The organism is Phaeobacter sp. SYSU ZJ3003 (assembly GCF_041300735.1).
In the GTDB taxonomy this organism is placed as follows: Bacteria; Pseudomonadota; Alphaproteobacteria; order Rhodobacterales; family Rhodobacteraceae; genus Phycobacter; species Phycobacter gallaeciensis_A.
Genome location: NZ_PXNU01000014.1, coordinates 22,047 through 43,479, shown reverse-complemented (window position 1 = coordinate 43,479; position 21,433 = coordinate 22,047). Strand labels below are relative to the sequence as shown.

Below are 21,433 nucleotides of genomic sequence, written 5' to 3'. Positions count from 1 at the left end.
CTTTGGACAGGGGTCCGCTCACCGCATCTTCAATTCGTTATTCGCAAACACGATCAAGCGCAATTACGCGAAAGGCCGCGCCCCTTGGGCCGCGGCCTGTAGTGATTAAATCCGCGCCTATCGCTTATTCAGAGGCGGCGGGTCCGTGCGAGGCCAGGAAGGCATAGATGTCTTCGCCGCCTTTTTTCAGCTTGAAGGACATTTTCGATTTCGCGCCGCTGTCGTCCAGATATTCGCGCAGGAAGGCACGGGGATCGTGGGTGAAGGCGACAAAGTTCTCTTCGGTCCAGACCAGGCCTGCTTCTCCGGCGGCGGTCATGTCGCTACCGTATTTGAAACCTTCGTAGCTGCCTGCCGGACGACCAGCGACACCCCAGAGGTTCGGCCCGGTCTTGCCGCCCTTGACGATGGTTTCGCCGCTGTCCGAGACGACCATGTGGCAGGATTTGCATTTCTTGAATCCCTTTTCGCCCTTGGCGGCATCGCCTTCGGCGAAGGCGGGGACGGCGAGAAGGCCAATTACGGCGGCGGACATCAGACGTTTCATATGCTTGCTCCAATTTGAGTTGGCTGTAGGGAATACGAGGTCTTTGGGGCGCATAGTCAATGGACGTTTTGACGCGCCGCCCCAAGTTCGCGTGATCTTGCTACTGCGACGGGGTGCCGGGCGCACCGCTCCAGCAGGGCAAAAGGTCGCCGTCGGCGGGCTCTGCGTTATAGATTGCACGACCGATGGCGCGGCTGAGGCACAGCGCCGCAGCATGGCCGATCTGGCCCAATTCGGCCTCGGGCGATGCCAGAGGGCGGGCGCCGGTGGTGGCGGCAAAGACCAGATCGCCATCGCCCGGCGCATGGGCCGGAACGGTGGCACGGCCAATGCCGTCATGGGCGGCGGTGGCCATGCGCTGGCACTGCGCCTTGGTCAGATCGGCGTCGGTGGCGACGATTGCAATGGTGGTGTTGCCGCGCTCCTCAGGGATTGGTTCGGCCCCGGCCTGCGCCCGCATAGTCTGCATCTTGCGGCTTTTCAGCGCCTGACCCAATCCACCCCTCGGGTCCGGTCCCAGACCGCCGAACTCGCCATCCACCTCAAACGGGGCGGCCCAGAAATGGCGATCCCCCGGCGTGGTCACGGCGCCCATCGGGTTGGCCGCGACAAGGGCACCAACGGTGACACCGCTGTCCAGCACGAAGGAGGCCGAGCCAAGCCCACCCTTGACCATGGCGGTCAGTGCGCCGGTGCCTGCCCCGGCGGTGCCGATGGCAAACTCCTCACTTGCGGCCTCGAACGCGGCGCGGCCAAGGGCGCGATAGGGGTTGTCCTGCCAGTCCTTGTTGCCGCCGTTCAGCAGGTCAAAGATGATGGCGCCGGGCACCAGCGGGATCACCGCTGGTCCGAGTTGGAACCCCCGGCCCGCCGCGCGCAGCGCATCCACCACGCCGGAACAGGCATCAAGGCCAAAGGCAGAGCCGCCCGACAGCACCAGCGCGTCGATCTTGGCGACCGATTTGTCGGGCGCCAGAAGATCGGTTTCCCGCGTGCCCGGCGCCCCGCCCATGACATGGACCGAGGCCGTCAGGCCGTCCTTGGCCGTCAGCACCGTGGTGCCTGATTTCAGGTCATCATCCGCTGCATTGCCGACCAGTAGGCCGGGCACGTCGGTGATCAGGTTGCGGGGTCCGGGACGCATGGCGGCTCTCCTGACGTGTCGTTTCCGAGTGGTGTTTACGAAGGGTCAGATGCAGCGACCGCCGTCCACTTCCATGGCGACACCGGTGACCATGCTGGCCTCGTCCGAGCACAGGAAACAGGCGGCATTGCCCATGTCCTCGGGCGTGGAGAACCGGCCCAGCGGGATGGTCGACAGGAACTTGGCGCGCACCTCGGGAGTGTCCTCGCCCATGAAGGATTTCAGCAGCGGCGTTTCACCGGCCACCGGGTTGATCGCGTTGACGCGCACGCCGCTGGGGGCCAGCTCCACCGCCATGGTGCGGGTCGCGGTGATCATCCAGCCCTTTGAGGCATTATACCAGTTGAGGTTGGGGCGCGGCGACACGCCGGCCGTGGAGGCAACATTGAGGATGGCGCCGGTTTTGCGGCTCTTCATGTGCGGCACCAGGGCGCGGGCGGTCAGGTAGACCGATTTCATGTTCACGTTGAACACCCGGTCAAAATCTTCCTCTGACACCTCATCCAGTGGGGTCGGCAGGTGTGTGACACCGGCATTGTTGACCAGAATGTCCACCTTGCCAAAGGCGGTCAGCGCAGCCTCTGCCATGGCATTGACGGATGCACCGTCCGCAACGTCGACCGCCTGCGCGATGGCATTCGTGCCCAGATCCGCCGCCATGGCGGCTGCGGCATCACCGTTGATGTCCGCAATCATCACCTTGGCCCCTTCGGCCAGAAACTTTTCTACAATGCCCGCGCCAAATCCCGAGGCACCACCCGTGACAATCGCTGTTTTTCCTGCAAGCCGCATATTCGTTATCTCCCAAATCTCGTTTTGATAGCTTTAACAGCGATTTGGGCAGGTGCAATGCGAGATCAGTCCGGGTCGATCTTGCCACGGCCGGCCTTGATCTGGCCACGTTGTTTCTTGGCCTCCAGGCGGCGGCGCACCGAGCCGCGTGTCGGTTTGGTGGCGATCCGCCGTTTTGGGGCCACCAGCGCCTGGCGCACCAGATCAGCGAGCCTGTCGCGCACGATATCGCGGTTGCGCTGCTGCGAGCGGGTTTCGTCGCAATGCAGGATAATGGCGCCTTCCTTGGTCCAGCGCCGCCCGGCCAGACGTTTCAGGCGCGCCTTGACCGCCGGTGTCAGCGAGGGCGAGCGCGCGGCTTCGAAGCGCAGTTCGACGGCGGTGGCCACTTTGTTCACGTTCTGTCCACCCGGCCCAGAGGCGCGGATGAAGCTTTCGGTGATTTCCCAGTCCTGCAGGGCGATATCGTTGTCGATCCGTATCATAACGGGCAGAGCCTACAGCGGCTTGCAGCAAGGTAAAAGGCGGCAAGGTAAAAGGGCCGCCCCTTGCGGGACGGCCCTTCGAAAGTTTTCAGGAGGTCGGGTCGGTTAGATCTGCATCTTGCAGGCCAGCCGATAGGACCACACGGCAAAGGGCTGCCTCAGCAGGCGGACCCTCCGGTTGTTCCAACACCTTGCTCCAATACCTTTCTTGACACTGGATCACCTCCTTTACATTTCTGTTTCCGTTACCAATGAGCGTTGCACGGAATGTCCGATCTGCCAAACAAAAATTGCGGCAATCGGGAAAAGGCGGCGAAGCGTGTCTGATTTCTTGGCAGGTGGCCCTTTGGGGGGATCCCTACAGGGTTGGGACCGCAGTGAGCCGTTTGACGATCAGCCGGAAGGGGATCAGCGCCAGCAGCGCCAGCGCCAGTTTCACCATCCAGTCTGCCAGGGCGAGCGAGACCCAGAGCGGCGCCACCGGACCGCTGCCCAGCAGCGGCAGCATTTCACCGGCCCAGGAGACGTCATTGGCCGGTTCGATCCAGCTGAGCGTGCCGGAAAAGGCGACGCTGAAGAAGATCGCGGTATCGACGCTGGAGCCAACCAGGGTCGAGGCCAGCGGCGCACGCCACCATTTGCCACCCCGCAGGGCGGAAAAGACCGAGATATCCAGCAATTGCGCGGTGAGGAAGGCAAGGCCCGAGCCAATCGCGATGCGCAGGGTCACCAGCGGGCCGAATTCGCCCATGATCTGAGTGCCGATCAGCGAGCAGATCACCCCGACGACGAAACCGGCCAGAACCACCCGGCGCGCCGGACCCTTGCCATAGACGCGGTTCATCACATCGGTGACGAGAAAGGCGACAGGATAGGTGAAGGCGCCCCAGGTCAGCCATTGGCCGAACAGGAATTGCACCAGGATGTTGGAGGCCACAACGACGGCGGCCATGGCAAGAATGCCGGGAAAATAGGAACGTGTCATGTAACTGGTCCGTTTTGACAAGGTAGCGGAGACTTGTGGAATGTACCCGGCGCAGGGCGATTGCGCTAAGGATCGGGCCAGTTAGTCCTTTTTGACGCTTTTGGCAAGACAGGGGAGGCTCCCGCCCGCCGGTGAGACATCACAGATGTCCCCCCGCCCGTTGGGCTGGGCAGCGTGCAGGGCACGCTGCGGGCGCGTCCTTTTGCGCGGTGGCATGCGGCAGCAGCCGGGGTCAATCAGGTAGGCTGTATTCCACCAGTTCCGTGCGCTGCACTGACAGGAAGTTATCGTCAGAGACCATCGTTGCGCGCAAGATCCCCGCTGCGTCGCGCCAGATTGACACCCCTTCGAGATTATCGTGGGTGCCGAGCGCGGTCTGCAGCAGGGTGGTTTCGTTCTGCGGCCCGTCCTCGGTTATATCCCAGCGCCGCAGGCGGGAGCGGAAGCCGAAGAACAGGAAGTTCCGCTCCAGCAGGTAGAACCGCCCGTCGGGGCCGAAATCCGCCCCCACCGGCATGAACCGCCCGCGCCGGGGCAGGCTGAAAGGTTGGCTCCAGCGGCTGCCGTTCCATTTCCAGACCGGCAGGTCGCCGTCCTTGTCCGGGGCGTTTTCCGGCAGGGTGTAAAGGTGACCGCCGCCGTCTATGGCCAGCGCCTCCAGCGCCTTGTTGGCGGGCATCTGGCGGAAGGCGTTGGGGCGGGGCAGGACCTCCGCCCGGCTGCCTCCACGCTGGTGATGCGCCACGCGCGACACCCCTTCGAAGGAGATATAAAGGCTGCCATCGGGGGCAACGGCCAGCCCTTCGCTGTCGACGATGCGTCCTTGCAGGATACGCCCGGTCGAGGCTCGCAGGCTGCGTCTTTTGGTGACGCGCGCCGAGGTGATCCTGCCCTCTGTACGATTGATCCGGGCCCTCACCAGATGCGCCCGGTCGCTGAGCAGGATCATGGAGCGACCATCCTTGCCCATCTCAATGCCTGAAAAGCCGCCGAACCAGGGTTTTTCGGGCTGCACCGGGGGCGCCCAGGTATAGCTGCCGATCAGCCGCGCCTCAGCCGACACTCGCCCGGCCCGGGCGCCCGCGTAGGTCGCCACGGCCAGCGCAGCTGCGGCCATGAGGGCAAGGCTTAATCTGATTGCAGGACTGCGGCGCATTGCCGGGGCAGATCCTTCATCGTGTAGTCGCGGCGCGGCTTGGGCTTTGGCGCATTGGGATCGCGCGGCTTGGGCGGCGGCGGGTTCAGGATGTCATCGACCCATTTCTGCGCATCGGCGCAGCCATCGCCGCGCGGGGGCGGGTTCTGATCGACGCAGCCGCGTGCGCCGCGTGGACAGTTGAGCCGCACGTGGAAATGATAGTGATGGCCCCACCAGGGGCGGATCTTGCGCAACCAGCGCCGGTCGCCCTTGGCATCCTTGCACATCTGAACCTTGGCGCCGGGAAAGACAAAGATCCGCGCCACGCGTTTGTCGCTGGCGGCGGCCTTGAGGATCTCGTGGTGCTGACGGGTCCAGTCACTGTTCACAAAGGCGCCCTTGGCCCGGCGCATGGAGATCGAGGAGACCTTTTCGCGCTGGGCGCGGCTGAGGTTCAGCCGGTCCGGCGGACGCATCCAGATGTCGATATCAAGGCCAATCTGGTGGCTGCGGTGGCCGGACAGCATCGGGCCGCCGCGCGGCTGGCTGATGTCACCGATATAAAGCCCCTTCCAGCCCGGTTGTCGGGCCGCGAATGTGCTAAGGTCACGGATGAAATCGACGGTCTCGGGGTGGCCCCAGTTGCGGTTGCGCGACAGGCGCATGGCCTGCCATGTCGGGCCGGTTTCCGGCAGTTGCACGGCCCCCGCGACGCAGCCCTTGGCATAAGAGCCAAGCGGTGCAGGCCGTTGCTGGGATCCGACCGCCTTGGCGCCGAACAGTTGCTTGGCCGGGGTTTCCGCCGCAACTGGCCCGATCAGACCGGCAATCGCGACAAGCGTTGCAAACAGCAGTCTCACGTCTGGTCTCCCTCGGCCTCAACCCATTTCAACAGAATCAAGCCTAGAACAAAAAGTCCGATGACGGGAGTGATACCAAGTCGGGCGCTGCCGGTGATTGTGGTTGCAATGCCGATCAGCGCGGGCGCGAGGAAAGCAGTCGCGCGCCCGGAAAGCCCATAAAGTCCAAAGCTTTCCGTGGCTTTGGCGAGATCCGTGTGGCGCACCATCAGGCTGCGGCTGGCGGATTGCAGGATTCCGCCGAAACCGCCGATCAGAACGCCGCAGCCAAAAAATACGGCATCGGGCAGGGAGGAACCTTCGGATAGTGCGACGCCAAAGAACTGCTCCCGCGACATGGAGACCACGGTAATGCAGACCAGCGCCAGCACCAGAATGGCGACGATGATCACCGGCTTGGGACCATGGCGTTTGTCCGCCTTGCCGCCCAGCCAGCTGAACAGGGCCGCCGAGATCGCGGCGATGATGCCAAAGATGCCGATATTGGTGATCGACCAGTCCAGAACCAGGCTCGCATAGACACCGCCAAAGGCATAAAGCCCGTTGAGCGCATCCCGGTAAAGCATCGAGGAGACGAGGTAACTGGTCAGGCTGGCGCGGTGGCGCAGCCCGGCCACCAGATTGATTACCATCCGAACCGCCCGGCCCATGCTGCCACGCTGACCGGTGGCGTGATTGTCATGCACCCACAGGAAATAGGGAACCATGAAGACGGCGAACCAGGTGGCGGTCACCGGGCCGACGGCGCGGGTCCCCTCTTTTGCTTCGGCATCAAGCCCCAGAATGGGATCAAGCCCGATCAGGGTCTTGCCGTTGCCTTGCTCCACGAACAGCAGCAGCATGATAAAGAGCGCGATCACCCCGCCGAGATAGCCAAAGGCGAAACCGGAGCCGGAGATGGCGCCGACCTCTTCCTTGCTGCCCATCGACGGCAATTGCGCGTTGACGAAGATCAGGGCGAATTCAGCGCCGATAAAGCCAAAGCCGAAGCTGATCAGCATCCACCACAGGTTGCTGCCTGCCGGGTCCATGTACCAAAGTCCCCAAGCGCCGATCAGGTACATCATGGAAAACACCATGATCCAGGGCATCTTGCGCCCCGAAATATCTGCCAGTGCGCCCAGAAACGGCGCACCAAAGCCGATGAGCAGCCCGGTCACGGTCATGCCGATGGACCAGATCGTCTGCGCCTGCGCCTTGGCGGCTTCCTCGGCCAGCCCCTGGCCCAGAAAATGCTGCGCGGCAACGGCGGCAAAGAAGGGGCCAAAGACAAAGGTTACAAGCAGCGTGTGATAGGGCTGGCTGGCCCAATCAAAGAACCACCACCCCCAGATCCGCTTTTTCTGTGACACCTCAGCCATGTCGCCCATCCCCCCGACCTTTTGTTGTTGCCGATAAGACAGGTGCTGGCATTACGAAGCAAGCCCATCCTGCGTCTCTGCCATCGGTGGCCAGGGGCGTGTGGCATCAGCCTGACACCAGGCTGCGATCCACTCGGGCATTGTCGGGGTTTCGGCGTCCCCCTGACCGACGGCCGCCAGCACCTTTGTCGGGGGGACGATGCCCTTTGCGTCCGTGACGGCGGTGCGCAGCATCACGTGGCTGGCGCATTCGCCGTTCTTTTTCCACATGGATTGCTCCAGATAGATGAACTTGTCGTCCCAGGCCACGGCGCGGCTGCGCATCTCGAAGCGTTCAAAGCCCCGGATACGGCGGCGGAAGCGCACCGAGGTGCCCGCCACGGTCATCCCCCAACGGTTCTGGCGCAGCGCGCCAATCAGCCCGACGCGCTGCGCCAGCATGGTGCGCCCCAGATCATAAAGGGTCATCGCGCGGCCGTTGTTCAGCTCCAGCCAGATATCCAGATCCCAGGGCCAGCAGATATGGCTGGAGCGGTGCACGGCCGTGAGCGGCAGGGGTTCCATGCGGCTGGCGACAAACAGATCTTTCAGCAGGCGGACGATGGGAAACATGGGCGGTCTTTCCTTTGCGATGTGCCCGTGTTGCCACCCATTTACCGCCCGTCAACCGCAACCTCGCGGAAGCCTTGCGCATCTGCACCCGGCTGCTTACCTGTTACGCTGGCTAACATAGGGGAATAGGATGTTATCGCTGTTTCAAATCCTGCTTTTGATCCTGGACATCGTCTGGTTCTTCATCATCGCGCATGTGATCATGAGCTGGCTGATCAATTTCCAGGTCTTGAACCTGAACCAGCAGTTCGTGGCGCAGATCTGGTATGGTCTCAACCGCATCCTTGAGCCCCTTTATGCGCCGATCCGCCGCCTGCTGCCCAATATGCAGGGGATCGATCTGGCGCCGCTTCTGGTGCTGATCGCGGTCTATGCGCTGCGCATCATCATCCAGAACAACATGATGATGTTCTACTGATCCGGTCTGGCCTGGCCGTGAGGCCGGGCAGCGCCTGTTCGGTGCGCCATGTTCGCGGATTAGACCGGTGATTTAACTGGGCGGCCTCTTGCCGCCCGATTCCTCCTGTGGGATTGTGTGCCAAATCCGAGCAGACACTCCCTTGAGGCCCTCCCTTTGATGACGCAGACGACAGACCTGCCACAGGCGACCCCGCTGCTGCGCGATATTTTCGGTTTTGATGCCTTCCGCCCCGGACAGGAAGAGATCGTCGATGCGGTGACCGCAGGCGAAAACGTTCTGGCCATCATGCCGACGGGTGGCGGTAAATCCCTGTGCTTCCAATTGCCTGCCCTGATGCGCGATGGGGTCACGGTGGTGATCTCGCCGCTGATCGCCCTGATGCGTGATCAGGTGCGCGCCTTGCAGGAAGCTGGGGTTGCCGCCGGTGCGCTCACCTCGGGCAATACCGAAGAAGAGACCGAGGCCGTCTGGGAGGCGATCGAGGCGGGGCGGCTGAAGCTTTTGTACATGGCGCCGGAACGGCTCGCTTCGGGGGCGGCGATGGGGATGCTGCGGCGTATCGGTGTTTCGTTGATCGCGGTGGATGAGGCGCATTGCGTCAGCCAGTGGGGCCATGATTTCCGTCCCGATTACCTGCGCATCGGCGAGCTGCGCCAGGCGCTGGGCGTGCCACTGGCGGCTTTTACCGCGACGGCGGATCAGGAAACCCAGGAAGAGATCGTTCAGAAGCTGTTCGATGGACAGGCGCCGCGCGCCTTCCTGCGCGGCTTTGACCGGCCCAATATTCACCTTGCCTTTGGCACCAAGGACAGCCCGCGCCGTCAGATCCTCGGCTTTGCTGCCGCCCGCAAGGGGCAATCGGGGATCGTCTATTGCGGCACAAGGGCCAAGACCGAGGCGCTGGCCGCCGCGCTGCGCGAAGAGGGCCATGTTGCCTGTCACTACCACGGTGGCATGGAGGCCGAGGACCGGCGCATCGTGGAAACCCGCTTTGCCCGCGAGGATGGGTTGATTGTGGTGGCCACGGTGGCCTTTGGCATGGGCATCGACAAGCCCGACATCCGCTGGGTTGCCCATGCGGATCTGCCCAAAAGCATCGAGGCCTATTATCAGGAAATCGGCCGCGCGGGCCGCGATGGCGCGCCTGCGGAAACCCTGACCCTTTTCGGGCCCGAGGACATCCGCCTGCGCCGCAGCCAGATCGACGAAGGCATGGCGCCGCCGGAACGCCGCGCTGCGGATCATGCGCGGCTGAACGCCCTGCTGGGGCTGGCCGAGGCGCTGAAATGCCGCCGTCAAAACCTTCTGTCCTATTTCGGCGAAACGGCAGAGCCCTGCGGCAACTGCGATCTTTGCGACAATCCGGTGGAGGTCTTTGACGGCACCACGGCGGTGCGCAAGGCGCTGTCGGCGATCCTGCGCACGCAGGAAACCTATGGCGCTGGGCATCTGATCGACATCCTGCGCGGGACCGAAACCGACCGGGTGCGGGCCAAACGCCATGATGAGCTGTCGGTCTTTGGCTGCGGCAAGGAATACGCCAAGGGCCAGTGGCAGGCGGTGTTCCGGCAGATGATGGGGCACGATCTGGTGCGCCCGGACCCCGAGCGACACGGCGCGCTGCGTATGACCGATGCGGCCCTGCCGGTGCTGCGCGGCGAGGCCGGGATCGAGTTGCGCAAGGATACCATCAAGACCGCTGACAGGCGCCCGGCAGTGAAGGCGCTGGTCTCGGACGAGGACGCGCCGCTCTTGTCGGCGCTGAAGGCAAAGCGCCGGGCGCTGGCCGAGGCGCAAAAGGTCCCCGCCTATGTGATCTTCCCGGATCGCACCCTGATCGAGATGGCTGAACAGCGGCCCGAAACGCTGGATCAGATGGCCCGCATCAGCGGCGTCGGCGCCAAAAAACTGGACCGATATGGCGATGAATTCCTGAGCGTGATCACCGGCGCCGTGGAACAGATGCACCCGCAGCGGCGCAAACTGGCGACACGGGAGGGGGCGGGGTCTTTGTACGATGCATTGCTTGAGGTTCAGGGGCAGCTGGCGCGGGGGGAATGCGGCACGCTTAAACCGCTCAGCTGCTCGGCCTCGCTGCTGGCCAAGGTGGCCCAGATGCGGCCGGGCGATGAGGCGGGGCTGGAGCGGCTTCTGGGGGAGCGCCGCGCGGAACGTTTCGCGGCGGCGTTTCTGGACGTCTTGCGCGGCGCGGGCTAAGTCTGGCCCAGAACAGAGCGAGGATGACAGATGCTGGTAGTGGTTTCCCCTGCGAAAAAACTGGACTGGGAAGAGCGCGACATGGAAATGACCGCGCCTGCCTTTCAGGAGGACGCGGTGCGTCTCAACGCCGTGGCGCGGGAGCTGTCGGTGGCCGAGCTGATGAAGCTGATGCATATCAGCGAGGATCTGGCCAAGCTGAACTACGACCGCTTCCGTAGCTTTGAGGAAAAGCCGGCCACCGATAGCCTGCGCCCCGCCGTGCTGGCTTTTGCTGGCGATACCTATCAGGGGCTTGAGGCCGCCTCGCTCGATGCCGAGGAAATGGCCTGGGCCCAGGATCATTTCCGCATTCTGTCGGGGCTGTACGGGGTGCTGCGGCCGATGGACGGGATGCAACCCTACCGGCTAGAGATGGGATCGCGGCTGAAAAACGAACGCGGCAAGAACCTTTATGAATACTGGGGCAGCCAGATCGCCGAAGCCCTGAACCGCCAGGCCGAAGAAACAGGCAGCGATATTCTGGTGAACTGCGCCAGCCAGGAGTATTTCGGCGCAGTGGATCTGAAAGCGCTGAAGCCGAAGGTGATCACGCCGGTCTTCATGGAGATGAAGAACGACACGCCAAAGGTCGTCAGTTTTTATGCCAAACGGGCTCGCGGCGCGATGGCGCGCTATATCATCCAGCACCGTTTGAACGATGCCGAGGCGCTTAAGGATTTCGACACCGGAGGTTACGTCTACAAACCGGAGCTGTCGGAGCCGGACAAGCCGGTGTTCCTGCGCGGCTGAGCTCCGCCCGCCCCATTTGTGCCGCCCCAGAGCCATTCGCAGCTACAAGGTATCTGCACATGGCGCTGTCGTGGAGGTGGATCAGGCGGCTGGGCTTAGATCGATCGGCTGGGCATCCTGCGGGGCGTATTCACCGATACGTTCGAGGATCAGCGCCTTGCGCAGAGGTTTGGTCAGATAATGATCCAGGCCCGCCGCCAGTATGCCTTCGGAATCGCCAGCCATGGCATGCGCGGTCAGGGCGACGATGGGCACGTGACGGCCTGTTTCCTCTTCGATCTTGCGGATTTCCATGGTGGCCTGCTTGCCATCCATCACCGGCATGGAAATGTCCATGAAGATCAGATCCGGTTCGAAGTCCTGATAGGCCGCCACGGCCTCGACCCCGTTATTGGCAAAGCGCAGGTCGATATTGATATGTTTGACCATCTTGCGGAACACCAGCTGGTTGGTCTTGTTGTCCTCGGCAGCCAGAACCCGCATCTGCCGGGGGGCCGAGGCCAGATCTTCGGATTGATCCAGAACAGCACCTTCACCGTCGGGGGACACCAACTTGGCGTTGTCGGCGGCATAGGCCTCTTCCAGGGTCAACTCCCCGGGGGCGGCACCCGGTTCCGCGTCCGGCGCTGCAGGCTGCGCTCCAGGCAGGGCGGCCGCGATCTCGTTTAGCTTTTCAAACAGCTCATCCCGGGGCGTGGGCTTTTGCAGAATATATAGCTTCAGATCTTCTACGTCGGCGTCCTGCACCGTGTGCGGGTTGGAGCTGAGCAGTAGGAGGGGCACGTCGTTCCATTTGCCGTTGCGCAGATCACGGGCCAGTTGCACGCCGCCACCGCCAGGCAGGCCATGTTCACAGATCACCAGATCGATGTCTGCGGCCATCGCATCCATGGCGTCAGCGATGGTATGGGCGGTGGTCACATCGATGCCGCGCAGTTTCAGCTGGCGTTGCAGAATTTCGCAGTTGAGCTGCAGATCGTCGACCAGCAGGATCCGCTTCAGGCCGGGTGTCATCTCGGGAACCGAGGTATGCGCCCCTTGCGGAATCGGAAGCGGCAGGCGGAAACCGAAACAGGATCCCTGGCCTTCCTCGCTTTCGACCCAGATCTCGCCGCGCATCATGCCGATCAGGCGTTTGGAGATGGCAAGACCCAGACCGGTGCCTTCGAATTTGCGGTTGCGCTCATCCTCGACCTGGTTGAACTCGCCAAAGATGTGCTCGATCTTCTCCGCAGGAATGCCGATGCCGGTGTCTTCGATGGTGACATGAATCCAGCACAGGTTCTCGTCCGGGTTGGTTACACCGGTGACCCGGAGGGTGACATGACCTTCCTTGGTGAACTTGAGCGCATTGCCGGCCAGGTTGGTCAGAACCTGACGAATACGGCCGGGATCGCCCACGAAACGGGTCGGCAGGAAAATGTCGTAATCCACCAGCATCGCCAGGCCTTTGTCCCGGGCCGTGGGTTGCAGCAGCATGACCACCTCGTGGATGCTGCGCTCCAGGTCAAAGGCCTCGGGGTGCAGTGCCAACTTGTCCGCTTCGATCTTGGAGTAATCGAGCACGTCGTTGATGATGACCAACAGCGCCTCGCCTGAGTTCTTGATCGTATTGGCGTAAAGACGCTGCTCCTCGCTCAGCTCGGTGTCGCTGAGAAGTTCGGCCATGCCGATGACGCCATTCATCGGCGTACGGATCTCGTGGGACATATTGGCGAGGAAGGCGGATTTGGCGCGGTTGGCGGATTCGGCGCGTTCGCGGGCGGCCCGCAGCTCTTCCTCGTAACGGACCGAGGAGGTGATATCGAGCGCAAGGCTGACCACATCGCCGCCCTGTCCGCGCTGATCGAACAGCCGCAGATAACGGTCGTCCCACATCCGGATCACGATGGGTTCTGGTTTCAGGGACATCCAGCGATCGGTCATCATCGACCGCCAGTGATCCGGCTTGAGCTCTTCGGTATTGACCAGGCCTTCGTCTGTCAGGATCTGAAGGATCCGCACATAGGAGACGCCGGGGGTGATTTCCTCTAGCCCGTCAAAGATGTTCAGATAGGCAGTGTTGGCGCCGATCAGCTTGCTGTCGGAATCAAAGAAGGCAAAGCCGTCCTGAAAGGCCTGGATCGAATGCCACAGACGACGTTCGGCCTTTTCGATCTTTTCGTTGGCCATGCTGAGGTCGGATTTCACCTTGGCGTTTTCGTCGCGTACGTTGGCAACTTCGGCCTGGGTCACACCGATCTGCCGGGTCAGAGCCAGCGCGTGACGCCCGAGTTTGCGATTCGCTGCGGTCAGCTCGGCCTGCTTCAGTTCAAGCAGCCGCTCTGCCGCCAGGCGTGCCCGGCGTTCCTCAGCGAGTTTCTCGGCAAGGTTCATCCCTGCTAGCTCCATCCTCAATTAAATGGCGTGTTTACTCCGAGCCTGAACTCGGGCGGCAAATTGGCCATGATTGGTGTTACGACGGGAAACCTTGCTATGGCGTTAAGTGCGTGCAAGCTTAACCTCAGTTCGGAGGGTGCCATGTTGGATCGGTTTCTTATTGTTTTGCTTTCATTTCTCGGTTTTTTTGCTGCGTCGGTGCAGGCGGGGCCGGATCCCGTTTTGCCACAGGTGCGGTACCAGTCCTTTGCGGATACTGACTATTACGGATCCGATCTGCAGGCCCTTTTCGATACGGATCTGAACGCTTGCCAAAGGGCCTGCAGCGCGCAGCAGGCCTGTGCTGGATTTTCTTATAACAACAAGGCAAACGCCTGTTTTCCAAAGTCCGAAATGAAAGAGGCCACGCCCTACACCGGTGCGATTTCGGCGCTGAAACGCCCAATATCTGCGGCGCAGCAGGCGGCGGCCTCCCAGAGGGCTGAGCGACTCACTATCCTGCGTCCCGCCGATCTGCAGGCAGCGCTGCGGCAGGCCCGGCAGATTGGTCTGCGCTATCCGTCACGGGGTGAAACTCTGGACGATATGATCCGCGCCGGGCGCGGTCAGGCGCGCGCGGGCGGCGTGCAAAGCGCACTCGGCTGGCTCAGCGCGGCGGTTGCCGTGAACGATGATCCGGCCCTGTGGACCGAGGTTTCCGCCCTGTGGCTGCGAATCGCAGACCAGAGCAAGCAGAACAAGAACGCCAAACGGCAGCAGGCCCTGTCTGCGGCGCTGAACGGATACCTGCGGGCCGAGGCGGCGCCCTTGCAGGCCGAGGCTTTGGTGACGGCGGGACGCGCGCTTGAGAGGCTGGGGCGTGGCCGCGACATGCTGTCGGTGCTGCGTCTGGCGCAGGATCTTGCGCCCCGGGCCGACACGGCAGCGCTGCTGGATGAAGCCATCGGCAAATATGGTTTCCGCGTCACCGACAGCACCGTGGAAAGCGACAGCGCCACGCCGCGGATCTGCGTGGAGTTCTCCGAGGATCTTGCCCGCAGCGGTGTGGATTATGGCGATTACATCAAGGGGGCCGGGGCCGAACTGGCTGCCGAAGCCAGTGGCCGTCAGCTTTGCCTTGATGGCGCCGAACATGGCGAGCGCTACCGAATCGCTTTGCGGCGCGGTCTACCTGCCGCCAGCGGTGAGGTCCTGAGCAAAGAGGTCGAACTGACCCATTACGTGCGCGATCGGACCCCATCGGTCCGTTTCCCGGGCCGGGCCTATGTGCTGGCGAAATCTGATCAGGTGGCGCTGCCGGTGGAGACCGTGAACCTGCGCGAAGTCGCGCTGCAACTGCGGCAGGTCAGCGACCGCAACCTGCTGCGCACCTTGCAGGAAGGTTATTTCGGCCGCCCGCTGTCCCATTGGCAGGATGAATACTTTGCCTCGGACATCGGGCAGGAGGTCTGGACCGGTACGGCCAGCGTTCAGGATGCGCTGAACCAGGATATGACCACCCGGATTCCGCTTGTCGATGTGTTGGCTGACCGACCGGTAGGGGTTTATGCGCTGACGGCCCGTGTGCCCGGCGCCGACCCGTATGAGGACCCCGGCGCGACCCAGTGGTTTGTGTTAACCGACCTTGGCCTCAGCACCATGTCCGGCGCGGACGGGCTGCATGTTCAGGTGCAGGGTCTCACCGACGCCAAGCCGCGTGCGGATGTCGAAGTGACGCTGATTTCGAACGCAAACGCGGTGCTGGCCACGGCGCGGACCGATGCCACTGGCTATGTCCGGTTTGATCCAGGCCTGTCGCGCGGGCGCGGCGCCGCTGCCCCGGCAATGGTCATGGCGCAGCAGGGGGAAGAAGATTTTTCCTTTCTATCTCTGAAGGATGCAGCATTCGATCTGTCGGATCGCGGGGTCGAAGGTCGTCCCGCGCCGGGGCCGGTGGATGTCTTCCTGGCAACGGATCGCGGTGCCTACAGGGCCGGGGAGGTGATCCATGTCACCGCCCTGACGCGCGATAGTGGTGCCCGCGCCATTACCGACCTGCCGCTGACCGCAATCCTGCACCGTCCCGATGGGGTCGAGTACAGCCGTCAGGTATCAGACGGCGGACAGGCCGGGGGGCATGTGTTCAACTTACCGATCGGTCAGTCCGCGCCGCGCGGCACCTGGCGTCTGGACCTGAAAACGGATCCCAAGGCCCCTGCGCTGGCCACCCGGCAGCTCCTGGTTGAGGATTTCCTGCCCGAACGGATCGACTTCACACAGACTGTCGCGAATGCTGCGGCACTGGTGCCGGGCGAGGCGGCGCAGCTTGATATTTCGGCCCGCTATCTGTTTGGCGCGCCGGGGTCGGGGCTGACCATCGACGGCGATCTGCGGCTCAGCGCCAGCGACACGGTTGCGGCTTGGCCGGGGTATCGCTTTGGCCGCTATGATGCGCCCGGCAGCCCGCAGCGCTCTTACTTTGGCGGCGATAAAACGGATGCGGCGGGGCAGGCCTCGGTCGTGGTGTCGCTGCCAGCGGCGGCGACGATGGGCAAACCGATGCAGGCGACCATCGTGACCCGCGTCATGGATGGCGCCGCCCGCCCGGTCGAGCGCGAGCTGACCTTGCCGGTGCGGCCCGCAACCCCGGTGATCGGCATTCGTCCCCTGTTCGATGATGTGGTGGGCGAGGGCAGCGAGGCCGGGTTCGAGGTGATCGCCCTCAGCCCTGACCTCAGCCCCCTGCCGATGCAGGTGAAATGGACCCTGAACCGGGTCGAAACGCGCTATCAGTGGTATCAGCTTTACGGCAACTGGAACTGGGAGCCGACCACCCGCCGCACCCGCATCGCCACCGGCGAGACAACGCTGGGGCAGGAACCGGTGAACCTGTCCGAGCCGGTGGAGTGGGGCCGTTATGAGCTGGTCATCGAACGTCTGGATGGCACGCCGGTGACGGCGGCGCTGGATTTCTACGCGGGCTGGTATGCCCCGGCGGATAGCGCCGCGACCCCGGATCGGCTGGAGCTGTCGCTGAATGCGGAAAGCTATCAGCCCGGCGATACTGCCCGTCTGCGTATCGTACCCCGGGCTGGGGGCACCGCGCTGATCTCGGTGGTGTCCAACCATCTGATTGACCGCATGGCCGTCGAAGTGCCCGCAGGCGAAAGCACGATCCCCCTCACTGTGACCGAAGCCTGGGGCAGCGGCGCCTATGTGACGGCAACCGTGCTGCAGCCCGTCACCGGCAAGGCCAGCCGGAAACCGGCGCGGGCGCTGGGTCTGGCGCATGCCAGCGTGGCCCAGCCGGGGCAGGAGCTGTCGGTTGCTATCAATGTGCCTGAGGTCGCCCGTCCGCGCGGCACCGAAATGGCCCGGGTCCGGGTCGATGGGGCCGCAGCGGGAGAAGAGGTCTGGCTAACGGTTGCCGCTGTTGATCTCGGCATTCTCAACCTCACCGGTTTCAAAAGCCCCGATCCCTCCGCGCATTACCATGGTCAGCGGCGGCTGGGGATGGAGCTGCGCGATCTTTACGGGCGTCTGATTGATCCCGGAAATGGCGCGATGGGGCAGGTGCGTTCGGGCGGTGATGCGGATAACGGCATGCGCATGCAATCGCCACCGCCCACGCAGGATCTGGTGGCGGTCTTCTCTGGCCCCTTGCAGCTGGACGCCAATGGCGAGGCGCTGTTCCCGGTCGATCTGCCTGCCTTCAACGGCACCGTACGGCTGATGGCAGTGGCTTGGTCAAAGCGTGCGGTCGGGCAGGCCGAGGCAGACATGCTGGTGCGTGATCCGGTGGTGGTGACCGCGACCGTGCCGCGTTTCCTTGCGCCGGGCGATAGCAGTCGCGCCCGGATCGAGATCGTGCATGCGGATGGACCGGCGGGCGAGATGGCCCTGTCGGCGCGTGCCATCGGCACGGGGCTGGAGCTTGGCCCCCTGCCGGGCGCGGTGACGCTGGCCGAGCAGGGCAAGGCGGTGCTCGAATTGCCGCTGTCGGCACGGGCTGTGGGCGATCCCGAGATCGAGCTGACCCTGACGACGCCCGCTGGGCTGCCGTTGGTGCAGCGGCTGCGAATGCCGGTGCGGGCCAATGATCCCGTCGTGGCGCAGACCCGACGCTTCCGGCTGTCGGGCGGCGACAGTTTCCAGTTCAGCGCCGATGTCTTTGCCGGACTGCGGCCCGGCTCGGCGCGGGCGGTGCTTTCTGCCGGACCTTTGGCCAAGTTCGACGTGCCCGGTCTTCTGGCGCAGCTGGATCGCTACCCCTATGGTTGCACCGAGCAGGTGACCTCGACGGCGATGCCGCTGCTCTATCTCTCTTCGGTGGCCGAGGCGGCGGGTCTGGGCAATGGACCGGCTGTGAAGGCGCGCATTGATGCGGCGATCCGCAAGGTGCTGACGCGGCAGGCCAGCAACGGTGCATTTGGCCTGTGGCGCGCCGAAAGCGGTGATTTCTGGCTTGATGCCTATGCCAGCGATTTCCTGTCCCGCGCCCGGGCGCAGGGCTATGCGGTGCCCGATCAGGCCTTTGCCCAGGCGATGGACAACCTGCGCAACCGGATCAACTACGCCCCCGATTTCGACGATGGAGGCGAGGACATTGCCTATGCGCTGATGGTGCTGGCCCGCGAAGGGGCCGCTGCTATGGGCGATCTGCGCTACTATGCGGATGTGAAGGCAGGCGATTTCGCCACCCCGCTGGCGGCGGCGCAGCTGGGCGCTGCGCTGGCGGCCTATGGCGATCAACCCCGCGCCGACCGCATGTTCGGGCGGGCGGCGCAGATGCTGGGCCGCAGCGGCGCGGAAACCCCGGTCTGGCGGGTCGACTACGGCACCCATCGCCGCGATGCCGCTGCGGTCCTGGCGCTGGCAAGTGAGGCCGGAAGTGCAGCGGTCAGTCAGGAATACCTGATGGCCCGGGTGACCGAGGATGGCAGCCGGATGTCCACGCAGGAGGCCGCATGGACTCTGCTGGCGGCGCAGGCACTGGTCACGAGCCCCGAGAGCAGCGGTCTGCTGGTCAATGGTCAAAGCGTTGCCGGGCCTTTTGTCGAGGTGCTGGATGGCAGCGCCGCAGCCACGGGGAAATCCATTTCAGCAGCTTCGGGACGCAGCACCGAGATTACCCTGACCACTCTTGGCGTGCCCATGGTCGCGCCCGAGGCGGGCGGCTATGGCTACACGCTGAACCGCAGCTATTACACGCTGGAGGGCGAACCGATCGCGGAGCTGAGCTTTGAAACCGGGGCGCGTTTCGTGACCGTGCTGAGCGTGGTGCCGCATGAAGGCACCGGTGCCCGGCTGATGGTGGATGATCCGCTTCCGGCGGGGTTTGAGATCGACAATCCGAACCTCTTGCGCTCGGGCGATCTGCGCGATCTCGATTGGCTGAAGCTGGATCAGGCAACCCATGCAGAGTTCCGCTCTGACCGCTTCTTGGCAGCGGTAGATATCGGCGGCACCGAAACCGTGACGCTGGCCTATGTCACGCGGGCTGTGACGCCGGGCAGCTTCCATCACCCGGCAGCCTCGGTCGAGGATATGTACCGTCCAGCCTACCGCGCCCGCACCGCCGCAGGCCGCGTGCAGGTCCGGTGACCGGCAGTTGGCGGGCATACTTGCGCGCGCTTACCACTCGGTCAGCGCGTGGTGAATGTGCCCGTGGTCCGACCTTCTGGCGGCGGGGTCTGTGGGCCGTTACCGCGCTTGCACTGCTGCTCGGTATCGGCTGGCGTCTGTTCGACGATTGGGTTGCCGATACCGAGTTGCCGCTGACCCTTGCCGAAACCTCGCTCGAGGTAATGGACCGCGAGGACCGCCTGCTGCGGGTCTACCCGGTTGGGGATGGCATCTGGCGCATGGCGCTGCAGCTCGATCAGGTGGATCCCCGGTTCACCGAGATGCTGATCGCCTATGAGGATCGCCGGTTCTGGTCGCATCCGGGGGTGGATGTTCTGGCGATCCTGCGTGCGGGTGGGCAGGCGCTGTGGCATGGTCGGGTGGTATCGGGCGGCTCGACGCTGACGATGCAGCTGGCACGACTGCTGGAGGATGGCTCGACCGGGCGCTGGTCCGGCAAGCTGCGGCAGATCCGTGTGGCCCTGGCGCTGGAGCGGCGGCTCAGCAAGGCTGAGATCCTGAGGCTCTATCTCACCCATGCGCCCTATGGTGGCAATATCGAAGGGCTGCGGGCCGCCAGTTACGTCTGGCTGGGCAAGGAACCGCGAAGGTTGACCGCAGCAGAGGCGGCGTTGCTGGTGGCGCTGCCGCAATCCCCGGAAAGCCGCCGCCCGGATCGGGCGCCCGAGGCCGCGCGACAAGCACGCGCGCAGGTGCTGTCGCGGATGGTTGCTGATGGTGTTCTGGACAGCGAAAGCGCCGAGATCGCAACCAAGGCGCGCCTGCCCCGGCAGATGGCTGCGATGCCCCGGCTGGCACCGCATCTGGCTGACCGCGCCCTGTCCGTAAATCCCGGCGCCCGGCGCCTGTCCCTGACGGTGCAGGCCGATCTGCAACAGCGGATGGAGCAGCTGGTACAGGCGGCGGCGCGGCGCAGCGGCGCGCGGCTCTCGGCGGCGCTGATGGTAGTGGATCACCAGAGCGGAGAGGTGCTCGCCTCGGTCGGATCACCCGGGTACGCCGATCAGGGGCGGCAGGGATTTGTCGATATGACACAGGCGCTGCGCTCTCCGGGCTCGACGCTGAAACCGCTGGTCTACGGGCTGGCCTTTGATCGTGGACTGGTGCACCCCGAGACGCTGATCCATGACGGTCCGGTGGATTTCGACGGCTACGCGCCGCAGAATTTCGACGGTGTCTTTCGTGGCGACTTGCGGGTGCGCGAGGCGTTGCAGCTGTCCCTGAATATCCCGGTGGTGAAGCTCACGCGCGAGCTGGGCGCGGCGCATGTGATGGCGGCCCTGCGCCGGGGCGGCGCCGATCCCCGGCTGCCGGGCGGCAAACCGGGGTTGGCGATCAGCCTTGGCGGGCTTGGCACCTCGCTGCAGGATCTGGTGCAGATCTATACCGGGCTGGCTGCGGGCGGGCAGGGACCGGCGCTGCGGGTGCTGCGGGGGGCGTCGCAGCAGGATCGCCCCCGGATGATATCGGACGTTGCGGCCTGGCAGCTGGGCGATGTGCTGCGCGGGCTGGCGCCGCCACCCGGGGCACGGGCCGGTGTTCTGGCCTATAAGACCGGCACGTCCTATGGCCACCGCGATGCCTGGGCGCTGGGCTGGGATGGGCGCCATGTGATCGGCGTCTGGATGGGCCGGGCGGATGGCACCCCGGTGCCGGGGGCCTTTGGCGGTGATCTGGCCGCGCCGGTGCTGTTCGAGGCCTTTGGTCTGCTGAAGCCCGATTTTGACGCGCTGCCACCGCCGCCCGCCGCGACCCTGATCCTGTCGGCGGCGGAATTGCCCGCGCCGCTGCGCCGCTTCCGGGCACGGGACGCGGTATTCGAACCGGCAGAGAATGCGCCGCAGATGCTGTTCCCCCCGAATGGCGCCCGGCTGGCGCTGGAGGGCGGCGGGCTGCCGGTCAAATTGCGCGGCGGCACTGCGCCTTTCGTGGTACTGGCGGATGGAAAACCGGTGCTGCAGGGGCAGCAGGCGCGGGAGTTCGAAATCCCCAGTCCCGGCCTTGGTTTTTCCGATCTGGTGGTGCTTGATGCGGCGGGCCGCTCGGCCCGGGCCGCGATCGAAATCGACTGATAG

At 64.1% G+C, this 21,433-nt stretch carries 15 protein-coding genes; 5 read left to right on the top strand and 10 right to left on the bottom strand.

The genetic code is table 11. The annotated features are described in order from the left end of the window. Positions 1-124: 124 nt before the first annotated feature. From C6W91_RS06445 to C6W91_RS06405, 9 genes are all read right to left on the bottom strand, one after another. Complete coding sequence (locus tag C6W91_RS06445) at positions 125-547, bottom strand: cytochrome c family protein (RefSeq protein WP_274829449.1); 423 nt, start codon at positions 545-547, stop codon at positions 125-127. A 100-nt stretch (positions 548-647) separates the two neighbouring features. Beyond that, complete coding sequence (locus C6W91_RS06440) at positions 648-1,691, bottom strand: P1 family peptidase (protein WP_274837929.1); 1,044 nt, start codon at positions 1,689-1,691, stop codon at positions 648-650. A gap of 45 nt (positions 1,692-1,736) precedes the next feature. Further along, the gene (locus C6W91_RS06435) at positions 1,737-2,483 is read right to left on the bottom strand and encodes an SDR family oxidoreductase (protein WP_274837930.1); all 747 of its coding nucleotides are present in this window, start codon (positions 2,481-2,483) and stop codon (positions 1,737-1,739) included. Positions 2,484-2,548: 65 nt separating this feature from the next. After that, entirely contained in the window at positions 2,549-2,968 is a 420-nt protein-coding gene (gene arfB / locus C6W91_RS06430) for an alternative ribosome rescue aminoacyl-tRNA hydrolase ArfB (protein ID WP_065272226.1), read from the bottom strand. A gap of 358 nt (positions 2,969-3,326) precedes the next feature. Continuing rightward, entirely contained in the window at positions 3,327-3,953 is a 627-nt protein-coding gene (locus tag C6W91_RS06425; RefSeq protein WP_274837931.1) for a queuosine precursor transporter, read from the bottom strand. A gap of 232 nt (positions 3,954-4,185) precedes the next feature. Next, complete coding sequence (locus C6W91_RS06420) at positions 4,186-5,109, bottom strand: esterase-like activity of phytase family protein (protein WP_274837932.1); 924 nt, start codon at positions 5,107-5,109, stop codon at positions 4,186-4,188. Then, complete coding sequence (gene mepA, locus C6W91_RS06415) at positions 5,082-5,942, bottom strand: penicillin-insensitive murein endopeptidase (RefSeq protein ID WP_274831758.1); 861 nt, start codon at positions 5,940-5,942, stop codon at positions 5,082-5,084. Before mepA ends, C6W91_RS06420 begins: the two co-directional genes overlap by 28 nt. A 5-nt stretch (positions 5,943-5,947) precedes the next feature. Continuing rightward, entirely contained in the window at positions 5,948-7,312 is a 1,365-nt protein-coding gene (locus C6W91_RS06410; RefSeq protein WP_274837933.1) for an MFS transporter, read from the bottom strand. 51 nt (positions 7,313-7,363) lie between these two features. Then, positions 7,364-7,924: an acyl-CoA thioesterase gene (locus tag C6W91_RS06405; protein WP_274837934.1), complete on the bottom strand. Its 561-nt coding sequence runs from the start codon at positions 7,922-7,924 to the stop codon at positions 7,364-7,366. Between the two features lie 130 nt (positions 7,925-8,054). On the opposite strand from C6W91_RS06405, the gene C6W91_RS06400 reads away from it, so the two are divergent. From C6W91_RS06400 to yaaA, 3 genes are all read left to right on the top strand, one after another. Next, complete coding sequence (locus C6W91_RS06400) at positions 8,055-8,342, top strand: YggT family protein (RefSeq protein ID WP_065272230.1); 288 nt, start codon at positions 8,055-8,057, stop codon at positions 8,340-8,342. 159 nt (positions 8,343-8,501) lie between these two features. Further along, a complete protein-coding gene (gene recQ / locus C6W91_RS06395) occupies positions 8,502-10,562 on the top strand; it encodes a DNA helicase RecQ (protein WP_274837935.1) in 2,061 nt (686 codons plus the stop codon). A 30-nt stretch (positions 10,563-10,592) separates the two neighbouring features. Beyond that, entirely contained in the window at positions 10,593-11,354 is a 762-nt protein-coding gene (gene yaaA, locus C6W91_RS06390; protein ID WP_274837936.1) for a peroxide stress protein YaaA, read from the top strand. 81 nt (positions 11,355-11,435) lie between these two features. Here yaaA and C6W91_RS06385 read toward each other — a convergent pair whose 3' ends face one another. After that, positions 11,436-13,730, bottom strand: a complete 2,295-nt coding sequence (locus C6W91_RS06385) for a response regulator (RefSeq protein WP_370570588.1) — start codon at positions 13,728-13,730, stop codon at positions 11,436-11,438. A gap of 144 nt (positions 13,731-13,874) precedes the next feature. On the opposite strand from C6W91_RS06385, the gene C6W91_RS06380 reads away from it, so the two are divergent. Together C6W91_RS06380 and pbpC are read left to right on the top strand one after the other, a co-directional pair. Next, entirely contained in the window at positions 13,875-19,316 is a 5,442-nt protein-coding gene (locus C6W91_RS06380) for an alpha-2-macroglobulin family protein (protein ID WP_370570587.1), read from the top strand. 89 nt (positions 19,317-19,405) lie between these two features. Continuing rightward, the gene (gene pbpC / locus C6W91_RS06375) at positions 19,406-21,430 is read left to right on the top strand and encodes a penicillin-binding protein 1C (protein WP_370570590.1); all 2,025 of its coding nucleotides are present in this window, start codon (positions 19,406-19,408) and stop codon (positions 21,428-21,430) included. Positions 21,431-21,433 lie beyond the last annotated feature (3 nt).